This window comes from Nocardia sp. NPDC006982, assembly GCF_042869435.1.
Taxonomy (GTDB): Bacteria; Actinomycetota; Actinomycetes; order Mycobacteriales; family Mycobacteriaceae; genus Nocardia.
This window is the reverse complement of record NZ_JBIAFV010000001.1, coordinates 404317-425177: the sequence shown is the minus strand read 5'-3', so window position 1 is coordinate 425177 and position 20861 is coordinate 404317. Positions and strand designations below refer to the sequence as shown.

Genomic DNA, 20861 nt, shown 5'->3' with positions numbered 1-20861 from the left:
CAGTCGCGTGAATGTTCCTGCGCGACTGTGACATCCAGGGGTGCACTACCCGACGCGCGCGGCCTCGCGGGCGAGGATGCGCTCGCGCTGTTCTTCGAACTTCATGACGTCGCGAGTGAGTTTCTCGAGGTACTCGCCGAGTTCTTCGCGGCTGCGTTCGCCGCGTGCGGTGAAATCCGTGCGGTTGAAGACTTTCCAGATCCGCAGGACTGGCAATACGACCTCGTCCAAGTGCTGACGCAGGTCGTAGATCCCGTGCTTGACCATCAGCACGCCATTGCGACGCCAGTTCGGCATTCCGGTGCCCGGCATGGAAAACGTTTTCAGGATCTTGGTCACCGCCTCGATCGTCTGGTCAGGAGCGAGGTCGAAGGCGGCGCCGGTGATGTTGCGATAGAACATCATGTGCAGATTCTCGTCGGCGGCGATGCGTTGCAACATCCGATCGGCGATCGGGTCGTCGCAGACTCGTGCAGTGGTGCGGTGACTGATTCGGGTAGCCAGCTCCTGGAACGTCACGTATGCGACTTGATCGAGCACACCGGCGAAGTTCTCCGGCGCGTGCACGCCGCGCGTCAAATGCACCATCCGGTCGTTCTCCAGGGCGACGGGATCGACAGCGCGGGTGCATACGAGGTAGTCGCGCATGGCGATGGCGTGGCGGTTTTCCTCGGCGGTCCAGCGGCCGACCCAGGTGCCCCACGCACCGTCGTTGGTGAAGTTGTCGGAGATCACGCGGTGGTAAGAAGGCAAATTGTCTTCGGTCAGCAGATTCGTGATCATCGCGACTTTGGCGACTTCCGAGAGCCGTGACTGCGCCGGATCCCAATCCTGCCCACCCATTGCTGCAAAGTTGCGAGCCTCGTCCCAGGGCACATAATCGTGCGGATACCAGTCCTTGACCGTGGCCAGATGCTGGTCGATGTTGGCACCGACAACTGGTTCCAGCTCCGTCAGCAGTTCAAGTTGCGTCAAGTCCTCTGTCATGCAGCGCCTTTCGATTCGGTGGAACCAACCACGGAACGTACCGCTGTTCACGCATTACTGACGATGCGGCCGGGCCGCCCCCACACCCTAAACGAGCACGCTCGATTCAGTGCGCACCAGACCCACTTCCCTGTACCCGGTGGTCGACCGTAACGAGATGTGCCGTCGCGCAGGAAACGGGCATTTGCCCTAAAATAGCCTCCTCGCAGATCTCGGTCAGCCCGCGCTGCACTCGGCCAGCTTCGAGTTCACGTAGTCCCACGGGAAATTGGGGACGACATCATCCGTGTGCGTGCCCCTGGTGCTTGCCGTTGGCGTAGCCGCAGGTGGTCACGGTGGTGAGGCTGCGGGGTCGTCTTGTCGAGGTGTCGGTAGATAGTGGGGCGGGCGACGCCGAACTCGGCGGTGACTGGTCACCGGGTGCCCCGGCTCTAAGAGGGGGCGGCGACCGATCCGGCGATGTGTGTGCCGCTCGGGGGCAGATGGAACGCAGCCCTCAGCCGGCGGCGGACTTGGGGGTGCGGATTTCGACTATCGGCAGGACCAGGGCGGCCGGGGCGTCGGCTGGGACGACGGGGTTATTGGGCGCGATGGGCTGAATCCGTTGGTAGGCAACGCCCTGCGCGGGACGCAGGTCCTGTTCGCCCTTGTTGGGCCAGTAGGCGGCGCAGCGTTCGGCTTGGGCGGTGATGGTGAGTGAAGGGTTGACGCCCAGGTTCGCGGAGACGGCGGCGCCATCGACGATGCTGAGCGTCGGGTAGCCGAAAACTCGGTGGAAGGCGTCGATTACGCCGGTGCCGCGGTCCGCGCCGATGGGTGCGCCTCCGAGGAAGTGGGCGGTGAGCGGGATATTGAAGACTTCGCCCCAGCTGCCGCCCGCGACACCGCCGATTTCCTCCGCGACCTTGCGGGTCACCTCGTTGCCCGCCGGAATCCAGGTCGGATTGGGTTCGCCGTGACCCTGTTTGCTGGTGAGCTTGCGGCCGAACAGGGTGCGCTTGGTGTAGGTGGTGATCGAATTGTCTAGGTGCTGCATCACCAGCGAGATGATGGTGCGCTCACTCCAGTTCTTCACGCTCAGGAAACTGATGAGCGTGAACGGATTTCGCACGACCAGACCGAGGAAGCGCAGCCAGCGCGGCATCCGGCCGCCGCCGTCGACCATCAGGGTCTGCAACAGCCCCATCGCATTCGAGCCCTTGCCGTAGCGGACCGGCTCGATATGGGTGTCGTGGGTCGGGTGGATCGATGACGTGATCGCGACGCCACGGGTGAAGTCGACATCCGGATTCACCTTGCGGGTCGCCGCGCCCACAATGGATTCGGAGTTGGTGCGTGTGAGTTGGCCGAGTCGGTCGGACAACTCGGGGAGCACGCCCCGATCCCGCATGGCGTGCAACAACTTCTGGGTGCCGAGGGTGCCTGCGGCGAGTACGACCTGGCCCGCGGTGTAGGTGTGCGGGCGCTTGCGGAACCATGCGCCGGTGCGTTCGGTCGAGACTTCCCAGGTGCCGTCGGGCAGCGGCCGGATAGAGGTCACCGTCGTCATCGGAATCACCTGCGCGCCAGCCTTTTCCGCGAGGTAAAGGTAATTCTTCACCAGGGTGTTCTTCGCGCCGTGGCGGCAGCCGGTCATGCATTCACCGCATTCGAGGCAGCCGGTGCGGTCCGGTCCGACACCACCGAAGTACGGATCCGCCACGGTCTTTCCCGGCTCGCCGAAGAAGACGCCGACCGGGGTCTGCACGAAGGTTTCGCCGCAGCCCATATCGTCGGCGACCTTTTTGAACACCTCGTCCGCCGGTGTCAGATGCGGGTTCTGCACCACGCCGAGCATCTTCTTCGCGCGCTCGTAGTACGGGGTGAGTTCGGCGCGCCAGTCGGTGATATCTCGCCACTGCTGGTCCTGGAAGAACGGCTCCGGCGGCACGTAGAGGGTATTGGCGTAGTTGAGCGAACCGCCGCCGACACCCGCACCGCCGAGGATCAACACATTGCGCAGCGGGTGGATGCGCTGGATGCCGTAGCAGCCGAGCTTGGGCGCCCACAGGAATTTGCGCAGGTCCCAGCTGGTTTCGGGCAGCTCGTCATCGGTATAGCGTCGACCGGCCTCGAGCACACCGACCCGGTAGCCCTTCTCGATCAGCCGCAGCGCCGTGACGCTGCCGCCGAATCCCGAACCGACCACGAGGACGTCGAAATCCGTTTCTCGCTGGTCCATTGTGGTGCTCCTCGATCCGTGTCGCCAGTGACACCGGTAACACTACTACCGAGTAGCAAAGACTCAGAGCTGGGTCTGCCACCAGGCGACGGTGGCCGCGATGGCCTCGTCGATCGGCGTCGGATGCAGGCCGAGGCGCTGCTCGCTGGCGGAGGAGTCCAGCACGAACGGCCGCGTGACCTGGTAACTCATCTCGGCGAGCTCGCGCATCGTCTCATTGGTGAAGCCCATCATGCGCAGCAGGGCGGCCGGTGCCGCGAACACCTTGGGGGCTGCGAGGCCAGCGGCGGCGGCGATCGCATCGAAGAGTTGCTGCTGGGTGATCGGAGGCGCGGTCGGGGCGTGCAGGAAGGAATTCCAGATCGATTCGTCGGCGGCCGCGCGGATCATGGCGGCGGCGAGGTCGGGCATATAGGTATAGGAGTGCGGCAGGTTCAGCTTGCCGAATGCCTGCACCCGCTTGCCTGTGAGAATCGGGACGAAGACCTGCTCCCCGGCCAGCGACGCCCGCACATATGGGCCGAGGAAGTCCGCGGCGGCGACGCTTACCGTCGCGGCGGCGTGTGCCTCGCGAGCGCGCACCAACTGGGTGCGGACGCTGGGCTTGCCGAAATCTGCATTGCGGGGCAGGTCTTCGGTGATCGGACCGTCCACCTTGCCGTAGGAGTAGATGTTTTCCGCGAAAACCACGACCACGCCAGCGTTTTCGGCCTCGTCGAGCACGGTGCGCTCGGCCGGCGGCAGCTCCGCGCGCCAGGCCTTCGCCGTATATTCCGAGCCGCCCAGGCAGTGGTAAACGGCCGTCGCGCCATCGAATTCGCCCGAAAGCTGTTCGGGCAGTGTCACATCGACCTTCCGTCGCTCGACGAGTGGATGGTCGGGACCGCTCCCGGAACGAGTGAGCACCCGGACCTGTTTGCCGGCCGCGGCCAATTGCTCGGCAATGGTGGTTCCGGTGGGCCCGGCTCCGGTGACGATGTGCAGCTCCGACATGGTGCGTCCTAGTCTACTTTGGCGAGCGGCGCTCTCTGTTGTGCACAAGCATGCGGTCGATACCGGACAAAGTCAAGAGCAGTGCTCGCATTAGTTGACATCGCTCTCTGGAGCGCGCATGGTGATCGGTATGGCGACGACACCACGTGCCCGGGCCAGGGCCCAGACCATGAACGATATCGTCCGGATCGGCCGCGAACATCTGGCCACCGATGGCGCGGCGGCCCTCTCGCTGCGCGCGGTTGCCCGCGATCTCGGTGTGGTGTCGTCGGCGGTATACCGCTATGTGCGCAGCCGCGATGAACTGCTGACCCTGCTGGTGATCGACGGCTACAACGCACTCGGCGACGCGGTCGATGCGGCGCTGGCCGATGCCCCCGACGATCCGATCGAGGGCCTGCGCATCGTCGGCCGTACCGTCCGCGGCTGGGCGCTGGCCGAACCGGCCCGCTACGGACTCTTGTTCGGCACACCGGTGCCGGGCTACGACGCCCCCGCCGAGGAGACTACTGTGCCTGGCACGCGGGTGATCGCGACAATGCAAACCCTCTTCGCCCGCGCGTACCGCGCAGACATGCTCACCGCTCCGGTCAAGGAACGCCCGTTATCCTCGGCGCTCGCAGCCAATTTCACGGATATCAGGGCCGCCTTCGACCACGACCTCCCGGACTGGCTCGTCGCCCGCGGCATCACCATGTGGGTCGGCCTGTTCGGCGCCGTAACCTTCGACGTCTTCGATCAGTACGGCACAGACACTTTCACCGACCGTGCCGAGCTGTTCGAACTCCAACTCGACGGTCTCCTCGAACAACTCGGCTACCGCGGTTAGTGCCGCAGGCGGGGCGGCGGTGCGCCGTGGGGCAGCCGGGGGCCGATGGCGAGCAGACTGCCCGCGGTTCGGCCTTTACCCCAGCCGATCTTCTCGCGGTAGCGGCCGATCTGGTCCTGTGCGATCGGGCTGTCGGGAGGCAGTGGGGTCGATTCGGGGTCGACGTAGAGGGCGTCGGCGGGGCAGTAGGCCTCGCACATGAAGCAGGTCTGGCAGTCGGATTGCCTTGCGATGATCGGGATACCGGATTCGGTGCGGTCGAATACGTTGGTGGGGCAGGCGTCCACACATTTATCGCAGCCGATGCACGCCTCTGCGAGTACGACCTCGATCATGACGCGACTGCGGCAGTCTTGGTCCACACGGCGTCGAGGCCGCCGGACAGAATGTGATGGCGCTGCGCCGGATCCTGTTCCGGATGGTCGGCGCGCTTGCTCATACCGCGAGTCTCGGTGCGCGCCAGAGTCGATTCGTACATGAGCCGACCGACCGCGGTGATGGCGGCGGCCTGCCTGGCCCGGATGCGATCGTCGCCGGTGCGGCCACCGAGCTCGTTAGCTGCGCGCTCCCAGACCGTGTCGAGTGCGTCGAGTGCGGGCCGCAGTCGCTCGCCGTGGCGCAGGTAGTTCTTCTGGAACGGAATCAGCTCGGCCTGCGCCGCCTCGACGACCTCGGCGGCATCGAGCGTGGGGGACTCGCCGGGCCGCAAGCCGGTTCGTCCCGCGCCGCGCAGAGCGGCATCGTCGGGCCGAGACGAGGCGAGCGCGAATCGTGCCGCACCCGCACCGGCCCAACTCCCCGACGACATCGCCCATGCCGAATTGTGGCTGCCGCCACCGGTGAAACCACCGCAGATGCGTTCCCTGGTCGCCGCATCGCCCGCCGCGAACAGACCGGGCACCGTGGTCGCGCAGTCGTCGTCCACGACATCGATACCGCCGGTGCCGCGCACCGTGCCCTCGGCGAGCAGATCGACCTCGAAGCGATCGGTGAACGGATTGATGCCGCGCCGATCGAACTGCAGAAAGAAGTTGGGCTGCCCGAGCCGCATCTGCGTCTGCACCGTCCGGTCGGCGCGGTCGAGTTGGGCGAATACCTTCTCCGACAACAGGGTTCGGGCGATCGCCGATCGGCCTTTCGTGGAGCCCGCGCCCTCGAGTACCTGTCCGTCCTCGTGGAAGAACGTCGCGTAGCCGTAGTAGGCGGTCTTGGTGATGGTCGAACCCTTAGGCACGATCGCGTAGGCATTGGAGAATTCCATGCCGGAGAAGCGCGCACCCACCTCGGCGGCCATCAGTGCGCCGTCACCGGTATCGACGTTGGTGCCCAACGCGCGCGACAGGAATGCACACCCGCCACTGGCCAGCACCACCGCACCCGCCGAGATGCGGTAGTCGCGGTCGAGTTGACGCTGATATCCGGCCGCGCCGCCGACTGTGCCCGCATCGTCGACGAGCAGTTCGAGAGCCGGTGAATGGTCGAGGATTCGGACGCCGAGCCGCTTGACCCACGCGCGCATCCGGCGCATGTACTCCGGGCCCTGCACCCCGGTGCGCAGCTGTTCGCCGGTCGCCGGATCGGTGGGGAACGGGTACTTGCCCTCCACAGCAAGCCGATTCATGTTGGTGTAGGTCTGATCGAGGACCCGATCCATCCAATAGTGATCGGCGAGATGGCCGCCGAGCGCCTCCCGGCTGGCCTTGGCATTCGCACGGGCGGTCGCCTCCGGGGCGACGTACCAGACGCCGGTGCCGGAAGGTGCTGTCGCGCCGCTGGTTCCGCAGTAGCCCTTGTCCACCAGGGTTACCTCGGCGCCGGCCTCCCGTGCGTGGATGGCCGCCCATGCGGCGGCCGGACCGCCGCCGATCACCAGTACATCGGTGCTGGTCTGCCAGAGTTCACTCATGCGTCTGCTCCTGATACGTCGGGATTGCGGCGACAAAGCGGCAATCGTCGGCGGAATGCGGGGTCAGCGCGGGGAATTCAATTCTGTGTGCGTCGTCGGGATCGCAAAACCCTTCGAATCAGCGCGATTTTGACGGTGCCGACATTCTTGCGCGAGGAATCGGCGCAGCGGGCGCAGAACCATTGCCGCACCCGGATCATCCGGCGATAGTTCCTGCCACATCCCGATCGGTAGAAATATCAGGACTCTCAATGACTGTGTCAAGCCGCAGCAGGCACCGGTGTCGGGTTTTCCATGCTGAATTCGCGGCCGTCGCGCAGCAGTGCCCACAGCACGTCGACCAGGCGACGGGCCAACGCTAGGAGGGCTTGGGTGTGGATGAGGCGTTCACCGCGTTTGCGGTCGTAGAACCGCCGCGAGGGCCCGTTCTGGTAGCGCAGGCTCGACAGGGCTGCCATGTAGAACACGCGCCGCAGGCGCCGGTTGTAGCGTTTCGGGCGGTGCAGGTTGCCGCTGACCCGGCCCGAATCACGGGGCACGGGAACGAGGCCGGCGTAGGAGGCCAACCGGCCCGCGCTGGCGAAATTCGTGAGGTCACCGCCGGTGCCGACGAGGAATTCCGCGCCGAGCCCGGGCCCCATGCCGGGCAAGGACTCGATGATCCCCGCCCACGGGTGTTCCCGGAATCGGGTCGTGATGAGTTTGTCGGTGTCCTTGATCTCACGATCCAGGTCCAGGAGTTTGCGCGCGATGCGTTTGACCAGCATCGCGGTATCGGCCTCCCCGGGCAGGGCCAGGCTCTGGCGTCCGGCGGCATCGACCGCGGCGGCAGAGGCCTTGACGATGCCCGGTTTCCAAGCCCCGTTGTCGGTGAGATGTGTTGTGACACCGTCGATTCCGGCGGTTCGTATTTCGGCGGGGGTGCACAGTCCGGCGACGAGTATCAGTGGGGTCCGGTTCGAGTAGTCGAACGCGGCCTCCAGCGCGGGGAAGATGGACCCGAGCAGGGCGCGCAGCCGGTTGATCCCGGCGACCCAATCGCCCATCAGGTCGGTGCGGTAGCTGGTGAGCTGGGTCAGCCCGACCACGAGTTCGTCGGGCATCACGACCTGGTTCAGGTCCTCGCGCAGGCGGGCGCTCTGGGCGATCACCTTCGCGTCTTTGGCGTCGGTTTTGCCTTCGCCGGGGAAGCTGCCGGTCATCGAGTTCACCACCCGGCCCGGCACATAGGTCACCGCCTGGTCGGCGGCCAGCAGCACCGTGATCAGCAGCAACGCCATCGGGGAAGTCAGATCGATCGCCCACCGCACCCGGTCGGCGGCCTGGCCGGCGCGGGCGATCAACGCCTCGATCGCGGCCTGGTCATTGCCGAGGCGCTGGCTGAACACCGTTTTGCCGGTGTCGTCGATCCCGCACGCGTGATGGGCGTCCTTGCCGACATCGATCCCGACCCAGATCTGAGGGCGAGTTGTCACCCACGTGCTCCTGACCTCGCAGTTTCAGCCCGTGGACAACCCCGCCGTCAGATCCCTAACCAGCGACGACCGCAACAAGCTCTCAATCAGCAGCCGGAGCGTCCAGCACGGTGGGGCAGCCAGTCCTGTCAAGCCTCGAACAAGGCAAGAAACCATCAGCTACACCCCACCGCCCTGGGCATCCAGGGCACCAACCCCAGACACCTACAAACTTAGGGAGGAACCATGACTGCCGCCGATCAACCCCGTTCGGGTGCCCAAGCGGTCGACCGCGCGATTCACGTACTGAACTGCTTCGAGGGCGATGATCCCGAACTGTCGGTGAGCGAATTGGCGCATCGGGCCGGACTTCCGGTCAGCACGACTTACCGGCTGGCCCAGGCATTGGTGCGGGGTCGGTTGCTGGAGCAGGATCCGGCGACCGATCGCTATCGCATCGGGCACGGGCTCGCTTCGCTGGCCCGGCCCGCGCTCTCGCGGCTGGGCATCGACGCAGCCGCACCGCACCTCTATGCGCTGGCCGCGGGCATCAAGATCACCGTAAGCCTGAGCATCGCCGACGACCGGGACGCGGTCACGGTCTTTCAGGCGCGGCCGCCGGTGTACTTCTGCCCCAACCAGTTGCCGCAGGCCCGCCAGCCATTGCGCTCCAGTGCCGTCGGCCAGGCACTGCTGGCCTTCTCGCCCGTTGTCGACGGACTCGATCGACGGCCTGCGCCACTCACGGAGCTGGATCGCGTGCGGCGCAGCGGTTTCGCCGTAGAGCTGATCGAGCGCGAGGATCCGGTCCGCTCGGTGGCGGTGCCGGTCCTCGGCCCGGATAAGCAGGTGTGGGGTGCGCTCGGCGTGCAGGCCCGTTCCGCGCGGCTGAACGAGGAGCTGGTGCGCGGCATCGTGCCTGCTATGCGGCAGATCGCGGGCCGGATCGGGCCACTGTTCCAGTCCACCGCCGCCATCACCGATGCGCCGGTGGAGTTGTACTCACGGTGATTTTCACAATGTGAAATCGGCATTGTCGTCGCTGGCGGGCGACCCCCACCATGGATACAAAGCCGCGGGGTCGCCGCTTCTATCCGAATCCCACGAAGGTCGTTGACATGATCGAATCCATTGCGCTGATCCGCCGTCGCACGGTGGATTTCATGCGCCTGCCCCATGGAGTCTGTCGCGCCTGAATCCGCGGTCGCCGAAATCGGTCGCCGCATTGGTCGAATCAGGTAATCCTCCGCGCTTTACCTGCCGTTGTGGCGTGCCCTATTGCGCTGCGGCAGTGCGCATTCCGTGAAAGAACTGCCATGACGTTGTCCCGCAAAACCAGGCCACGGTTCGTCCGTGCGGTGGCCGCCGTACTCACCATTCCCACCGCGGTCGCGGTGCTCGCCGGCTGCGGCAAATCCGAGCCGGGCACCAACGCCGACGGCAAGGCCGTACTGCGCTACCAGGGATCGACCGGCCAGGTCTCGGCCTACGAACTGGCGGACGACCTCGGCTACTTCAGCAAGATCGCGCTGCACTGGGAGGGGGACACCACCAGCGGACCGGCGAATATCCAGGCCGCCGCGACCCGTCAGATCGAGTTCGGCAGCGCCTTCAACGGCGCGGTCGTCAAGTTGGCCGCGGGTGGCGCGCCCGTCACGTCGGTGCTCAGCTCGTATGGCGCGGATGCGCAGTCGTTCACCGGTTACTTCGTCCGTGACGATTCGGGCATCAACTCGCCCCGGGATCTGATCGGCAAGAAGGTCGGCATCAATACCCTTGGCGCACATCATGAATTCATCACCCGGGAATGGCTGCACCAGCAAGGGCTGACCGACCAGGAGATCAAACAGGTCGAGTTGATCGTGGTGCCGCCTGCCAATACCGAGGACGCCCTGCGCAAGGGCCAGATCGATGTCGGCGCGCTGGGCGGAGTCTTCCGGGACAGCGCGGTCGGGCGCGGCGGTATCCACGCGCTCTACACCGATAAGGACCTGTTCGGCCAATTCGACTACGGCACTTATGTTTTCCGCAAGGACTACATCGCCCAGAACCCGGAGGCCGTCAAGGACTTCGTCCAGGGGACCGCGCGGGCGACGCGCTGGCTGCAGGTGACCCCGCGCGACGAGGTGGTCGCGCGCTTCGCCTCGATCATCAACAAGCGCGGACGCAATGAGAACACCGATCTGCTGAAATTCTGGCGCAGCCCGGGCCTGCCGGTCCCCGGTGCGGTGATCGCCGAGAAGGAACTGCAGATCTGGATCGATTGGCTCGTCCGCAACGGTGATGTGCCCGCAGGAAAGCTGACGGCGAAGGATCTGTACACAAACAAGGACAACCCGTACGCCAACGGGACCTACGGTCCGACCACCGGTCCGACCGGAGAGGTGGTCGCGGCGAAATGAGTCAGGTGAAACTCGCACTCACCGGAGTGCGCAAACAGTTCCCGGTCCGCGGGTCGAACGAGGAGTTCACCGCGATCGAGGATATTTCGCTGGAACTGCACGATGGCGAGTTCCTGGTACTCGTGGGCCCGAGCGGTTCCGGAAAGTCGACGCTGCTCGATCTGCTCGGCGGGCTCAGCAAGCCGAGTGCCGGGCGAATCCTGTTGGACGGCAAGCCGATCAGCGGGCCCGGTCTGGATCGCGGCATCGTCTTCCAGCAGTACGCGCTGCTGCCGTGGCGCACCGCCCGGGCAAATATCGAATTCGGTTTGGAAGCGAAGGGTGTCCGGCGTCGGGAACGCCGCAAGATCGCCGACGAATACCTGGAACTGGTGGGTCTGGCCGGATTCGGCGACCGGTACCCACATGAGCTGTCCGGCGGCATGAAACAGCGAGTCGCCATCGCCCGCAGCCTCGCCTTCGATCCGGAGGTGCTGCTGATGGACGAGCCGTTCGCCGCACTCGACGCCCAGACCCGGGAGTCGTTGCAGGACGAGCTGTTACGGATCTGGCGGGCAACCGGTAAGACGATTCTGTTCATCACCCACGGCATCGACGAGGCCGTCTACCTCGGTCAGCGAGTCGCCGTGCTGACCTCACGTCCCGGGCGGGTCAAGTCCGTGATCGATATCGATATCGATCGGAACTCAGGTGCGGATGTGCGCTCCAGCGAACCCTTCCGGGAGGCACGGCACCAGATCTGGTCGCAGTTGCAGAGCGAAGTCACCCGGGCGCAGGGACTCGAGCGCGAGTCCCTGTCGGCCACGAGCACCGAGAGGAAGCCGGTTCATGTCTAGCGCAGTACAAGTCGTCGAGAAGTCACGGCCGGTTGTCGTCCGCAGCCGTGCGGAGTCCGTGCCGACAGTCGACGTGTCGCGGATATTGCGGGCGGTCGCGCGGCTGGCGTGGCGCATCTTCAAGCCCACCTTCGCCATCGGTCTGCTGATCGCGGTGTGGGAGGCGGCGCCGCGGCTCGGTTTGGTGGACGAGGTCTTCCTGCCGCCGTTTTCGACCGTCGCGCAGGCCTTCATCGATCTGGTACAGAGCGGTGAGATGTGGGAGCACGTCTCGACCAGCCTGACCCGGTCTGCGACCGGATTCTCGCTCGCGCTCGCGGTGGCCATTCCGGTCGGTGTCGCCATCGCCTGGTATCGACCGGTGGCCGACTTTCTGAACCCGATCCTCGAATTGTTCCGCAACACCGCGGCACTGGCGCTGTTGCCGGTGTTCATCCTGATCCTGGGCATCGGGGAGACCTCCAAGATCGCACTCGTGGTGTACGCGAGCTTCTTCCCGATCCTGTTGAACACCATCACCGGTGTGCGCACCGTGGACCCGCTGCTGATCAAATCCGCCGTTTCGCTCGGCTTCTCGCCGATTCGGCTGTTCCAAAAGGTGATCCTGCCCGCCGCCGTGCCATCGATCTTCACCGGCGTGCGAATGGCGGCGGCGTCCTCGATCCTGGTGCTCATCGCCGCCGAAATGGTCGGCGCCCGTGCCGGACTCGGCTATCTGATCACCGCCGCCCAGCAGAACTTCCAAATCCCGAATATGTATGCGGGCATCATCGCCATCTCGCTACTCGGGCTGAGTTTCAACGGCCTACTCGTCGCTCTCGAACGCCGCCTGTCCCGGTGGCGCGCTGAACCCTCCCGTTAAGGACTCCGATGTCGTTACCCCGCAAGCAATTCCACCTCAACGCCTTCCTGATGGGCGTCGGCCATCACGAGGCGGCCTGGCGCCATCCCCGGACCGAGCAGCGACGGGTACTGGATGTGCGGCACTTCCAGGAGCTCGGCCGGATCGCCGAACGCGGCAAACTCGATTCGGTCTTCTTCGCCGACGGATTGGCCGTCGGACCTCGGATCAAGCGCAATACCCTCGCCGTATTCGAGCCCGTCACCTTGCTTGCCGCGATCGCCGCGGCGACCGAACGGGTCGGGCTCATCGCGACGGCGTCGACCACCTACAACGAACCGTTCAACCTGGCCCGCAAATTCGCCTCCCTCGATCACATCAGCAGCGGTCGAGCGGGCTGGAATATCGTCACCTCGGGCAACGAGGACGAGGCCTTCAACTTCGGCTTCGACGCCATTCCCGAACATGCCAGACGCTACGAGCGGGCACAGGAGTTCGTGGATGTCACCGTGCGGCTCTGGGACAGCTGGGAGTCCTCGGCGATCGTGCTCGATCCGGACGAGGGCACCTTCGCCGACCCGGACAAGGTGCACACCATCGACTACGCCAGCGATCGGTTCCGAGTGCGCGGCCCGCTGAATTCGCCGCGCAGCCCGCAGGGGCGGCCACTGCTGGTTCAGGCCGGATCGTCGGAGAGCGGTAAGGATTTCGCCGCGCGCTACGCCGAGGCCGTGTTCACCGCACAGCGCTCGCTCGCGGAGGGACAGGCGTTCTACCGGGATCTGAAGGCGCGGCTGGCGAAGTACGGTCGCTCGGCCGATGAACTGAAGGTGCTGCCCGGTCTGGTGCCGTTCATCGCCGACACCCGCGAAGAAGCGCTGGCCCTCGAACAGGAATTCACCGACCTCATCTCACCGGATTACGCCCTGCGGCAGCTGTCCGCGCTGCTCGGTGTCGATCTCACCGAACACGCACTCGACGCACCACTGCCGCCGCTGCCCGCGGAGAGCGAAATCGAGGGCGGGAAGAGCAGATTCACGCTGGTCAAGGAACTCGCCGAGCGCGAGAACCTCACTGTGCGCCAGCTCATCGGCAAACTGGGCGGCGGGCGCGGGCACCGGACCTTCGCGGGCACACCCGCCGATATCGCCGACGAACTGCAGTCCTGGTTCGACAACGGCGCCGCCGACGGCTTCAACATCATGCCGCCGTACCTGCCGGGCGGCCTCGAGGACTTCGTGGACCGGGTGGTCCCGATCCTGCAGGAGCGTGGCCTGTTCCGCACCGACTACACCGCGACGACGCTGCGCGGGCACTACGGGCTGGCGCCGGTGGAAAGCCAATTCGCCCAGGTACGAACCGAACTCGGCGCATGAGTCCCCGACTGACCAGGCGGCGCGTCGTCGACTTCATGCGAATGGGCAGCAGCGGTTGTCGCCCGAGCTCCGCCGACCATCCCCAACCATTGCCGAAGAAGGTACGACCATGACCACTGTCAGCGAGCCCATCACCACCCTCCGGATCACGCCCGTCGCCGGACATATCGGCGCCGAGATCGCGGGCGTCGACCTGCGGGCCGAACTCACCGATCAGGAGGTCGCCGACATCACCGCGGCCCTTTACGAATACAAGGTGCTGTTCTTCCGCGACCAGCACATCGGTCACGCCGAACACATCGCCTTCTCCCGGCGATTCGGCGCCGTCACGCCGTCTCATCCCTACGACGATGACGCGCCGACGGAATTCCCCGAAATTCTGGCCGTCGACAGCCGACTCTACGAAAAGCGTTTCGGCATCAAGAAATTCACCTACACCAACCACTGGCACACCGATGTCTCCGCACTGATCAACCCGCCCGCCGCCTCACTGCTGCGGGCCGAGATCGCGCCGGAACGCGGTGGGGACACCAGCTGGACGAATCTCGCCGCCGCCTACGCGAACCTGCCCGAGTCGCTGCGCACGTTCGTCGAGGGGCTGCGGGCCGTGCACCGGTTCGGCGGCAGCCGTCCGGCATGGAACGAAGAGAGTGACTACGCGAAGAAGGTCGCCGATGCCCCGCTGGTGACCGAACATCCCGTCGTGCGCGTGCACCCGGTGACCGGCGAGAAGGTGCTCTTCGTCAACCCCGGCTTCACCACCCACATCGTCGGGCTGAGCCCGGCCCAGAGCGACGCCGTACTCCGGCTGCTGTTCGACGAACTGTCGAACCCGGCCTACACCGTCCGATTCCGTTGGGAAAAGGGCAGCCTGGCATTCTGGGACAACCGCGCCACCGCCCACCTGGCCCCGGGCGACCTCAACCACCTCGATGTCACTCGCGTGCTGTACCGCACCACCCTCGAGGGCGACATCCCGGTCGGCGTGGACGGCGAGCGGTCGCGCTCGATCTCGGGTGATCAGTTCACCGGATCCTGACATGGGGTGGGTCGGCACCCACGGGTGCCGACCCTTGATCCGGCTAGCGGGGGACAGTGACCGGGTCGGCGCAGCTCGCGGCGGCGTCGACGAAGGAGCAGGGTTTGGGGGTGCGGGTCGGGCGGTAGTCGGGGGTGACGCCGCCCTGGTGGGTGATGACGGTGTATGCGGGTACTGCGTCGGTGGGCTTGCGGGTGAGGGTGGAGTCGGTGCGTACGTCGACCGTGTAGAGGCCGAAACGCGGTGTGTAGGAACCCCATTCGTAGTTGTCTGTGAGACTCCAGTAGTTGTAGCCGATGAGGTTCATGCCGTCGGCCTTGGCGCGCTGCAGCCAGTAGACGGTATCGCGGAGGTCGTCGGCGCGGGTGTAGCCGTCGGCTCGGGGCATGCCGTTTTCGGTGGGCATGCCGTTCTCGACGATGTAGAGCGGGCGGCCTGGGAACTTGCGTGAATAGTGTTGCAGGGCATAGTAAATGCCCTCCGGCTCCAAGGGGTTGTTCCACAGCTGGCTGAAGCTCAGCTCGGTTACGGTGTCGGGGGACGCGCCGTAGTAGTAGTCGATGCCGATGTAGTCGAGTTTCGCGGCGACCGCATTGATGAACGAGCCGTTGACCGCATCCTCACCGGCCGGAATGTAGGCGACATTGCTGGTGACCATGGCGCCCGGCTGCACGGCGTGGATGTAGTCGTAGATGGCATTGTGCGCCTGGGCGATTCGGTCCTGCATCATCGGAATGGCGGCGGGGGAGAGGCCGCCGTGCGAGGTCTCGTTCATGATGTAGGCCGTGGGTTCGTTGAAGGTGACCCACAGCGGGCCGGACGCGGCATATCGGTCGACGACGGTGCGTGCGTTGGCGAGCCAGTCCCCGACGATATTCGGATTCGACCAGCCGCCGCGGTCGACCTCCCAGCCCGGATACACCCAGTGATCGATGGTGAGCATCGGGCGCATCCCGGCAGCCGTGATCGCGGCGATCACATTGTCGTAGAAGCGAAGTCCTGCCTCATCCCATTCGCCCGGCCGCGGCTGGACGCGCGCCCACTCGATGCCGATCCGATAGACTTTGACGCCGAGCTGCGCGGCCAGATCGATATCGGACCGGTAGCGATGGTAGAAGTCGACGGACTCCAGATAAGCGTCGTCCGTCTTGCCCGCGGCCACGTACCGGGACCAATTGCTATCCGGCGCATACCCTTCGGACTGATATCCCGATGCGGCCACGCCCCAGAGAAAGTCCGAGCCGAGCGGTTGGACCTGCGCAGGCGGCGCCGGCTGTGCCATCGCGGGCGTTGGACCACCGGATATTACGGCGGCAGTGCCGGCTACCAGCGTGATCAAGATATGGCGGCTACGCAGCGATCGCATCGAACTCCTGCTTCCTGGGCGGTGACGGGCGCTCGTGGACCTTCGGCGCAGGCCGAGTCGGGCGGGACCACGCGACGAGAGTAACTGGTCGGTCGTCTTCTATCGGGGAGGATGCGGTTATCGGTGTTGTGCACCGGTCTCAACTGCAACATTTACCGTGGTGAAACTGACTGGGGGAGCGGGGTGTTGGGCTACGCAGGGTAGGGGCAGTGGGAAACAAATTGAGGCACAGGGGAATCGGTTCATGTCGGCGTCCTAGATGCGAAGACCGGGGCCATGGTGAAGGAGTTGAGGGCGACCGCAAGACCAATATTACATTCAGGTAGGTAGATATGCGCATCTATACATGTAATCTCACCTCTCGAATCCCACCACAAATCACCTACAGAGCGACACTCGGCCCCCCCAGCGACAACAGTCAGCCAGGAGAGGAGCGACTGGACTACGTTGCGCTACCAGGAAGGTCCTTGACTTCGAGCGCGCTCTAAAACCTAGCGTGGGTGGCATGGCAGCAATATTGATTACCGGAGCGAACAAGGGTCTCGGCTTCGAGACCGCCCGCCAACTCGTCGCGGCGGGTCACACCGTCTACCTCGGCAGCCGCGACGCTGAACGCGGTCGTCAGGCGGCCGAGGAGTTGGGCGCGCGGGCAGTTCAGCTCGATATCACCGACGATGCGTCTGTCGCGGCCGCGGTGCAGACCATCGAGGCCGACGGCGGTCTGGATGTCCTGGTCAACAATGCCGGTATCCAAGCGGAGATGACCGACCGGAACAACGTCGTCGGCGCTGCGGACCTCACCGCGGATGTGATGCGAAAGACCTTCGACACGAACGTTTTCGGCACGGTACGCGTCCTGCACGCCTTCCTGCCGCTGCTGCAGCGCTCGGTGGCGCCGGTCGTGGTCAATGTCAGCAGCGGTCTTGCGTCGCTGACCAGGGTCTCGACCCCGGGCACCCCGGCGTACGCCTACCCGGGCGTCGCATATCCGGCGTCGAAGACGGTGGTCAATATGCTCACCGTGCAGTACGCGAAGGCCTTCCCGGGTATTCGGATCAATGCGGTGGAGCCCGGTTTCACGAAGACCGATCTCAACGGGAATACCGGCACCCAGACGGTAGAGCAAGGTGCCGAGATCATCGTGCGCATGGCGCAGCTCGGCCCCGATGGGCCCACCGGAAGCTACGTCGATGCCGAAGGTGCGCTGCCCTGGTGATCGACGACGGCCGTGGCGACGATGTACCCCTTGGGATCGCGCCACGTCTGCCCCGGATGGTGGGTGAACCAATCCTCGACGTCCTCGCGCAGATCGTTCAGAATCGCCTGCCGTCGTGGGTGGTTCGGCGTGACGCCGTAGAACGTGAACAGTGCCTCGGCGAAGCGCACCAGCGGATCAGGAGTATCGAAGACGAGCGCATTATCCGATCGCTGGATCCGCACCTCACCGAAAACCTCGGACATCAACTCCGGCAAGGTGTCGGAGTCGACGGTCATCGCCTCGCCCACGCCGAGGCCGTAGGTCGCGGCGTGGGCGGCCACGAGTTCGGTGGTGTGCGGGTAGGTTCTGGGATGATTGACGGCCACGGCAACCGTCCCGCCGGGTTTGGTCGTGCGCCGGAACTCCCTGAGCGCGGCCAGCGGATTCGCGAGGTGGTACAGCATATGTCGTGCGCTGAGCGCATCGAAGCTGTTGTCGTCGAACGGGATCCGGTCGGCACTGCCGAATACGCCGCGCACCCCGGGCACAGCATTGGCGGCGGCGACCATCGCGGGGGAGGTGTCGATACCGACCAGCGGACCCTGGTGACCGTTGTTGGCGAGGTGGGCGAGGAACCGGGCGTCGCCGCAGCCGATATCGGCTAGATGTTCGGCTCCGGTGAGTGCCAGCGCGGTCAGCACATTCGCGGTGGGGTCGTCGGGACGCTCCGAATAGCGCTCATGGGTATCGATCCGCACCTTCAACGGTGTCGGATCGGCGTATTCGGCATCGAGACGGTAGCTGCACATCGCGGTCGTCCTTCGGTCCAGTTGGCCGGTGGTTGACCAGGTCGCCGGTTCGGCGATCGGGTCCGCGGGCTTTCCGGCGGTGAGCGTACCTCCCGAGGCGGCGCGCGGCGTTCCCTTTGGGGGGGCGACTACGAACCGTTCGACCGTCCAGCGGTGACGGTGGGGAGCCGCGGCGTGATCGGTGTGGTCTCGATCGGCTCGTGCATATCCTCGGTGCCCGGGCGTTCATCGTCCAGAATAGGTTCGCCGAGCCCGATTTTCTCCTGGAGACGCTTCATCCAGGCCGGCGCCCACCAGCAGTCGTCGCCGAGCAGTTTCATGACCGCGGGTACCAGCAGCATGCGCAGCACGGTCGCATCGATGAATAGTGCGGCGATCATGCCGTAGGCGATGTACTGCATCATCACCAGATCGGAGAAGGCGAACGCACCGGTCACCACGAGCAGGATCAGCGCCGCGGCGGTGATGATGCGGCCGGTGTGGGCGGTGCCGGTGTGCACCGCGTCGCTGGTGCTCGCCCCTTTGGCCCTGGCCTCGACCATGCGGGAGAGCAGGAAGACTTCGTAATCGGTGGACAGGCCGTAGATGATCGCGATGATCAGCACGAGCACATTCGACTGAATCGGCTGCGGGGTGAAGTTCAATAGTTCTGCGGCGTGGCCGTCGACGAAGATCCAGGTCAGGATGCCGAGGGTGGAACCGAGGCCGAGCGCGCTCATCAATGCGGCCTTGATCGGCAGCACCAGCGAGCCGAAGGTGAGGAACATCAGCAGGGTGGTCACGAACAGGACCAGGACGATCATGACCGGGATGCGGTACAGCAGTGCGTCGATGCTGTCCTTCTGCATGGCCGGTATGCCGCCGACGTACATGCTTACGCCGTCGGGGAGTTCCATCTTGCGCAGGTATTCGATGGTTTCCCCGCCTTCGTTCGGGTTGACCAGTGTCGCTTTGGAGCGGTACACGTTGTCCTGGGTCGAGGATTTGGACGGCATCTCGAACTGACTGGCCAACCCGGGGGCGTGCCCGGCCGCGCGCCAGGCCTCGCCGACCGGCGTGCTGTTGTCGGCGACGAAGACGAGTTCGATGGGATCGGATCGGCGCTGTGGGAAGAAGGTGTCGATCTGTTCCTGTGCGACGCGAGTCGGGTTGTCGGGTGGCAGATATCGCTCGCTGAAGCCGCCGAAGATGAGGTTCTTGACCGGGATGATCAGCAGGAAGAGCACGATGACCAGTGGGATTGCGACGGTGAGCGGGCGCTGCATCACCCAGCGTGTGGTCTTGCCCCAGAAACCGCCTTCGATTTGTTCGGCGGTCTTGGTTCTTCGGAACCGGTTGAACCCCAACATATCCACGCGCGGACCGAGGACGGCCAGGCTGGCGGGCAGGATTGTGATGGCGGTGAAGGCGGCCAGCAGGACGGTCGCGATGGCGCCGTAGGCCATTGATTTGAGGAAGCCCTGGGGGAACAGCAGCATGCTGCCGAGGCTCGCGATGATCATGGTCGCCGAGAACACGACGGTGCGTCCGGCGGTGACGACGGTGCGTCGCACCGCGGCGCGAGTGTCGTAGCCCGCGGCGAGTTCCTCGCGGAATCGGCTCACGATGAACAGGCCGTAGTCGATGGCCAGGCCGAGGCCGATCATCGAGAGGACCGAGGAGACAAAGGAATTGACCTCGGTGAAGCGGGTCAGGAACATGATGATGCCGGAGGCGCCGATCACGGTGAGTCCACCGACGAACAGCGGCAGGGCGGCCGCGACGAGGCCACCGAAGATGAAGAACAGCAGCACCGCGACGGCGGGGATGGCCAGGACTTCCATGCGGTGCACATCGTCGGCCATCGTGTCGTTGAGTGTGCCCGCCACCGCCTGCAGGCCGCTGACCTGCACGTCGATGCCGGGGATCGTGAAGGCGTCCTTGACTTTCCGGAAGTTGCGCACGGAGTCGGTGTCGTTGTCGCCCGCGATGGCGATCGCGGCCACGGCGCGCTTCTTGTCTTCGGTGGCCGCCTTCGCGCCGCTGATCTTCGCGCCGTCGACGCGCCAGTAGGACGCGTTGACGCCGGTGATCTCGTTCGGGTACCTGTGCGGCAGGCTGTTGAGATTGTCGATGATCGGTTGGCTGAATTCCGGATCGTCGACAGTCTTGTCGTCCGGTGCGGTGTAGAGCACGACGACGTCGAAGTCGTGATTGCGTCCGAATGCGGCGTCGGCCAGGCGTGCGGCCTGTGCGGATTCGGAAGTGGGATCGTCCATACCGCCGGAGCTGAGGTGGTCCTCGAGTCCGAAGCCGTATGCACCGAATGCAAGGAGTGCGCCCACCACGACGGCGAGTACGGCGAAGCGCAGCCGGTAGACGAGTTTTCCCCAGCGCGTGAACATCAGCGCGCTCCTTGCCAGCAGGAAAATTGGTGTGCTGCTTGCTGTGCCGCGCCGATCGCCAAGGGGCTGCATCCTTTCCGGGGTGCACGCTCGATGTGCCTGTAATCAAAGGTACAGGCCAGTGTGAAGTGTTAGTGTTTCAGAAATGATGCCGAGTTGTGCGTGGATGTGACGCGGATTGCATTGACTGCCAAAGTGTTTGATTCGTGCCGACTGGCAG

At 65.1% G+C, this 20861-nt stretch carries 17 protein-coding genes; 8 read left to right on the top strand and 9 right to left on the bottom strand.

Features of this window, described 5'->3' with window-relative positions; translation table 11 throughout:
• Positions 1-45 precede the first annotated feature (45 nt).
• From ACFYOW_RS02045 to ACFYOW_RS02035, 3 genes are all read right to left on the bottom strand, one after another.
• Positions 46-987: an acyl-ACP desaturase gene (locus ACFYOW_RS02045; protein ID WP_387283639.1), complete on the bottom strand. Its 942-nt coding sequence runs from the start codon at positions 985-987 to the stop codon at positions 46-48.
• Positions 988-1483: 496 nt separating this feature from the next.
• Positions 1484-3208, bottom strand: a complete 1725-nt coding sequence (locus ACFYOW_RS02040) for a GMC family oxidoreductase N-terminal domain-containing protein (protein WP_387283637.1) — start codon at positions 3206-3208, stop codon at positions 1484-1486.
• A gap of 63 nt (positions 3209-3271) precedes the next feature.
• Positions 3272-4201 carry an NAD-dependent epimerase/dehydratase family protein gene (locus ACFYOW_RS02035; RefSeq protein WP_387283635.1) on the bottom strand — a complete coding sequence of 310 codons (930 nt, stop codon included), beginning with the start codon at positions 4199-4201 and terminating at the stop codon, positions 3272-3274.
• Positions 4202-4331: 130 nt separating this feature from the next.
• Between ACFYOW_RS02035 and ACFYOW_RS02030 the strand changes: the two genes are divergently transcribed.
• Complete coding sequence (locus tag ACFYOW_RS02030) at positions 4332-5030, top strand: TetR/AcrR family transcriptional regulator (RefSeq protein ID WP_387285973.1); 699 nt, start codon at positions 4332-4334, stop codon at positions 5028-5030.
• Here the strand turns inward: ACFYOW_RS02030 and ACFYOW_RS02025 are convergent.
• From ACFYOW_RS02025 to ACFYOW_RS02015, 3 genes are all read right to left on the bottom strand, one after another.
• Positions 5027-5365 (bottom strand): 4Fe-4S dicluster domain-containing protein, encoded by a 339-nt coding sequence (locus tag ACFYOW_RS02025; protein ID WP_387283633.1) that lies wholly within the window; start codon positions 5363-5365, stop codon positions 5027-5029. The genes ACFYOW_RS02030 and ACFYOW_RS02025 overlap by 4 nt on opposite strands.
• Positions 5362-6936 (bottom strand): FAD-binding protein, encoded by a 1575-nt coding sequence (locus ACFYOW_RS02020; RefSeq protein ID WP_387283631.1) that lies wholly within the window; start codon positions 6934-6936, stop codon positions 5362-5364. The genes ACFYOW_RS02025 and ACFYOW_RS02020 overlap by 4 nt, the downstream gene beginning before the upstream one ends.
• 260 nt (positions 6937-7196) lie before the next feature.
• The gene (locus ACFYOW_RS02015; RefSeq protein WP_387283630.1) at positions 7197-8411 is read right to left on the bottom strand and encodes an IS110 family transposase; all 1215 of its coding nucleotides are present in this window, start codon (positions 8409-8411) and stop codon (positions 7197-7199) included.
• 225 nt (positions 8412-8636) lie between these two features.
• Between ACFYOW_RS02015 and ACFYOW_RS02010 the strand changes: the two genes are divergently transcribed.
• The 6 genes from ACFYOW_RS02010 (at position 8637) to ACFYOW_RS01985 (ending at position 14884) form a co-directional block, all read left to right on the top strand.
• Positions 8637-9401, top strand: coding sequence for an IclR family transcriptional regulator (locus tag ACFYOW_RS02010; RefSeq protein ID WP_387283628.1), 765 nt, complete (start codon positions 8637-8639; stop codon positions 9399-9401).
• A gap of 305 nt (positions 9402-9706) precedes the next feature.
• Positions 9707-10792, top strand: a complete 1086-nt coding sequence (locus ACFYOW_RS02005; protein WP_387283626.1) for an ABC transporter substrate-binding protein — start codon at positions 9707-9709, stop codon at positions 10790-10792.
• Positions 10789-11628 (top strand): ABC transporter ATP-binding protein, encoded by an 840-nt coding sequence (locus ACFYOW_RS02000; protein WP_387283624.1) that lies wholly within the window; start codon positions 10789-10791, stop codon positions 11626-11628. Before ACFYOW_RS02005 ends, ACFYOW_RS02000 begins: the two co-directional genes overlap by 4 nt.
• Positions 11621-12490 carry an ABC transporter permease gene (locus ACFYOW_RS01995; RefSeq protein WP_387283622.1) on the top strand — a complete coding sequence of 290 codons (870 nt, stop codon included), beginning with the start codon at positions 11621-11623 and terminating at the stop codon, positions 12488-12490. The genes ACFYOW_RS02000 and ACFYOW_RS01995 overlap by 8 nt, the downstream gene beginning before the upstream one ends.
• An 8-nt stretch (positions 12491-12498) precedes the next feature.
• Positions 12499-13845: an LLM class flavin-dependent oxidoreductase gene (locus ACFYOW_RS01990; protein WP_387283620.1), complete on the top strand. Its 1347-nt coding sequence runs from the start codon at positions 12499-12501 to the stop codon at positions 13843-13845.
• 109 nt (positions 13846-13954) lie between these two features.
• On the top strand, positions 13955-14884 hold the full coding sequence (locus ACFYOW_RS01985; RefSeq protein ID WP_387283618.1) for a TauD/TfdA dioxygenase family protein: 930 nt from the start codon (positions 13955-13957) through the stop codon (positions 14882-14884).
• Between the two features lie 43 nt (positions 14885-14927).
• Here the strand turns inward: ACFYOW_RS01985 and ACFYOW_RS01980 are convergent, their stop codons facing one another.
• Positions 14928-16250, bottom strand: coding sequence for a glycoside hydrolase family 1 protein (locus ACFYOW_RS01980; protein WP_387283616.1), 1323 nt, complete (start codon positions 16248-16250; stop codon positions 14928-14930).
• A gap of 505 nt (positions 16251-16755) precedes the next feature.
• Between ACFYOW_RS01980 and ACFYOW_RS01975 the strand changes: the two genes are divergently transcribed.
• Positions 16756-17466, top strand: coding sequence for an SDR family oxidoreductase (locus ACFYOW_RS01975; protein WP_387283614.1), 711 nt, complete (start codon positions 16756-16758; stop codon positions 17464-17466).
• On the opposite strand, the gene ACFYOW_RS01970 is transcribed toward ACFYOW_RS01975, so the two are convergent.
• Both ACFYOW_RS01970 and ACFYOW_RS01965 read right to left on the bottom strand, forming a co-directional pair.
• On the bottom strand, positions 17433-18257 hold the full coding sequence (locus tag ACFYOW_RS01970) for a class I SAM-dependent methyltransferase (RefSeq protein ID WP_387283612.1): 825 nt from the start codon (positions 18255-18257) through the stop codon (positions 17433-17435). The genes ACFYOW_RS01975 and ACFYOW_RS01970 overlap by 34 nt on opposite strands.
• 128 nt (positions 18258-18385) lie before the next feature.
• Positions 18386-20641 carry an MMPL family transporter gene (locus tag ACFYOW_RS01965; protein WP_387283610.1) on the bottom strand — a complete coding sequence of 752 codons (2256 nt, stop codon included), beginning with the start codon at positions 20639-20641 and terminating at the stop codon, positions 18386-18388.
• Positions 20642-20861 lie beyond the last annotated feature (220 nt).

Coding starts and splice junctions, on each gene's coding strand:
- ACFYOW_RS02045 (WP_387283639.1), bottom strand. CDS start 987: ATGACAGAGGACTTGACGCAACTTGAACTGCTGACGGAGCTGGAACCA.
- ACFYOW_RS02040 (WP_387283637.1), bottom strand. CDS start 3,208: ATGGACCAGCGAGAAACGGATTTCGACGTCCTCGTGGTCGGTTCGGGA.
- ACFYOW_RS02035 (WP_387283635.1), bottom strand. CDS start 4,201: ATGTCGGAGCTGCACATCGTCACCGGAGCCGGGCCCACCGGAACCACC.
- ACFYOW_RS02030 (WP_387285973.1), top strand. CDS start 4,332: ATGGCGACGACACCACGTGCCCGGGCCAGGGCCCAGACCATGAACGAT.
- ACFYOW_RS02025 (WP_387283633.1), bottom strand. CDS start 5,365: ATGATCGAGGTCGTACTCGCAGAGGCGTGCATCGGCTGCGATAAATGT.
- ACFYOW_RS02020 (WP_387283631.1), bottom strand. CDS start 6,936: ATGAGTGAACTCTGGCAGACCAGCACCGATGTACTGGTGATCGGCGGC.
- ACFYOW_RS02010 (WP_387283628.1), top strand. CDS start 8,637: ATGACTGCCGCCGATCAACCCCGTTCGGGTGCCCAAGCGGTCGACCGC.
- ACFYOW_RS02005 (WP_387283626.1), top strand. CDS start 9,707: ATGACGTTGTCCCGCAAAACCAGGCCACGGTTCGTCCGTGCGGTGGCC.
- ACFYOW_RS02000 (WP_387283624.1), top strand. CDS start 10,789: ATGAGTCAGGTGAAACTCGCACTCACCGGAGTGCGCAAACAGTTCCCG.
- ACFYOW_RS01995 (WP_387283622.1), top strand. CDS start 11,621: ATGTCTAGCGCAGTACAAGTCGTCGAGAAGTCACGGCCGGTTGTCGTC.
- ACFYOW_RS01990 (WP_387283620.1), top strand. CDS start 12,499: ATGTCGTTACCCCGCAAGCAATTCCACCTCAACGCCTTCCTGATGGGC.
- ACFYOW_RS01985 (WP_387283618.1), top strand. CDS start 13,955: ATGACCACTGTCAGCGAGCCCATCACCACCCTCCGGATCACGCCCGTC.
- ACFYOW_RS01980 (WP_387283616.1), bottom strand. CDS start 16,250: ATGCGATCGCTGCGTAGCCGCCATATCTTGATCACGCTGGTAGCCGGC.
- ACFYOW_RS01975 (WP_387283614.1), top strand. CDS start 16,756: ATGGCAGCAATATTGATTACCGGAGCGAACAAGGGTCTCGGCTTCGAG.
- ACFYOW_RS01970 (WP_387283612.1), bottom strand. CDS start 18,257: ATGTGCAGCTACCGTCTCGATGCCGAATACGCCGATCCGACACCGTTG.
- ACFYOW_RS01965 (WP_387283610.1), bottom strand. CDS start 20,641: ATGTTCACGCGCTGGGGAAAACTCGTCTACCGGCTGCGCTTCGCCGTA.